Below are 2,162 nucleotides of genomic sequence, written 5' to 3'. Positions count from 1 at the left end.
AATATTTCCTTTGCTTTGACCGGAAAAGTTTACCAAATCATCCTGAGAGGAATTGGGATTTTCATAAATCATCATTATGTATTTTATCTCATGGCCCAAGTCCAAATCATTCAATCGTGAATTCAAGTACTTCAGCTGACTTTTAGACAGATTATGAATCCATGCTATGAATGGAGCATTTTCAAAAATTTCTTCGTCCATAATAATAGTTTAAAATAAGACAATATAAATGTTTCCAATGAAACTGTTTAATATGAAACAAAATTTTCATCAAAATGAGCTTTGACGAGAGCATAGAATTGCCCAGCTTCAAAATCAAAATTAGTGTTGAATGAATTATATGCCAAATCGCAATCCTTTTTCAAATCATATTCAAAATCAGGTTTAGTGGAGAATAATTTATCAAAGCAAGACGCAGAACTTTCAGGAAACGGAACTTCATCAAAGGAAACCTTGTCGATTGACATTTTCATAGCACAGGAAAGGACTGTAAGCTGAAGAGCAGAAGCATAAGCATCATAATACTCGCCATAATCAAGATTAACATCAAAATATATTACAAAATTAAGCATCACATGGGAAACCCAAATCAGAGAATTGGGCTCATATTTTTCCAGCTGCAAATCGGCGAACTTGAAAATCAAATCCGGAAAATCCATATTTGAATTCTCATCACAGTATTTTACAAACTCCTTGAATGAATAATTGGTCAGGTAATTAATGTAGGCCTCCTTAATCTTCTCATCACAGGAATACTTTGAAATTTTCTTTAAATCCTTTGGTCTTAAGACTTTTCTTTTGATTAACATCCACTCACCGCAATTGACTGTCTGATTTATTAGCTTAATTCACAACTTATTTTTCAAATCAACAACTCTATCCAAAGAAACACCAGAAATCCTAGAAAGCTCCTCAACAGACAAATCAGAATTAACTAACATATTCCTAACAACAACATCTTCACATTCAGAATATCCTTCAGAATGACCTTCTGAATGACCCTCCTCAAAACTTTTCTTGCAAGCTTCCGCAACACAGTCAACTTTACCTCCAAAATCATCCAAAAAATAGACTCGCAATACCAACTTCACAACCTACCTTTCAAATCAACAACCTTATCCAAAGAAACACCAGAAATCCTAGAAATCTCCTCAACAGACAAATCAGAATTAACTAACATATTCCTAACAACGTTAATCTCCCCTTCATCAAAACTCTTCTTGCAAGCTTCCGCAACACAGTCAACTTTACCCATCAAATCACCTTGAATATCTTTTCTAATTGGATCCAACTCATCAAAATACATACTGCTAAGCATCAAAACAATCCCATATACAGATGTTTTGATTTCATCAGACGGATAGTGGATTTTTGACATTATCTCTTTTGTTTCGTAGAATTGGTCAATGACATTTTCCTTATCCTTTTCCAATATAGGTGTCAAAGCCAATTCAATCAATTCCCTATTGGTGAACGTATCTTTGTTATCCATTTTTGTTTTAATATCATTAATAATTTTTTCCTTGTCCAATTCCCTGAGTGAAATGATTGGAAACTTGAACGAATCCCAATCATTAATGTTATATTCAGCCATTTTTGATTTTTCTTTGGTGGAAACAACAAAAAAGATTATACTATCATTTTTATCATTATTTTTGTAATCATAGGCTGCAATATACAATTTGAATAGCTTTTTCTTTTTCAAGCCCACATGAGAACTTTCAAATTCCATCATGAATATTATATTTTTAATTCGAATGATGTAATCCGGCCGCACAAGGGAAGGCTCGATTACCACAACCTCAGTCGACAAAACCTCAACGTCCAAAGGGTCAATGTCAAAATCCAAGTGAAAATCAAGAATGTCAAAAAGTTCTTTTAAATGATCTTTAGATATGAATTTAAATGAAGCATCCTTATTTTGAACCATGACAATTACTAAATAATTATTTATGAAAAATAATATTTAAAATTTTCTTAAATTAAAAATAAAAGCAATATAACACTCTAAAATAAATTTTCCAAAGTAAAATCATTGAACCACCCCATCCTATAGAGGATGAGGATTCCTGAATTATTTTCACTTAATAATGGTTAATTTAAGTATTTTATCAGGCTATCCCCGTTGAACCAGCGGTTTAGAATATTAATTGCTGCGTTTG

At 32.2% G+C, this 2,162-nt stretch carries 4 protein-coding genes; all 4 read right to left on the bottom strand.

Annotated elements, in window-relative coordinates; translation table 11 throughout:
- Window positions 1–201 (bottom strand): hypothetical protein (locus tag QZU83_RS10690; RefSeq protein ID WP_295611967.1); only part of this gene is annotated, 201 nt, incomplete at its 3' end.
- A gap of 47 nt (window positions 202–248) precedes the next feature.
- Window positions 249–809 carry a hypothetical protein gene (locus tag QZU83_RS10685; protein ID WP_295611966.1) on the bottom strand — a complete coding sequence of 187 codons (561 nt, stop codon included), beginning with the start codon at window positions 807–809 and terminating at the stop codon, window positions 249–251.
- Window positions 810–848: 39 nt separating this feature from the next.
- Window positions 849–1,079, bottom strand: a complete 231-nt coding sequence (locus QZU83_RS10680) for a hypothetical protein (protein WP_295611965.1) — start codon at window positions 1,077–1,079, stop codon at window positions 849–851.
- Between the two features lie 8 nt (window positions 1,080–1,087).
- Complete coding sequence (locus QZU83_RS10675) at window positions 1,088–1,930, bottom strand: hypothetical protein (RefSeq protein WP_295611964.1); 843 nt, start codon at window positions 1,928–1,930, stop codon at window positions 1,088–1,090.
- Between the last annotated feature and the right edge of the window lie 232 nt (window positions 1,931–2,162).

Source organism: uncultured Methanobrevibacter sp., assembly GCF_902771435.1.
Taxonomy (GTDB): Archaea; Methanobacteriota; Methanobacteria; order Methanobacteriales; family Methanobacteriaceae; genus Methanocatella.
Note: the sequence above shows the minus strand (reverse complement) of the source record. Positions and strands in the feature narration are given on the sequence as shown.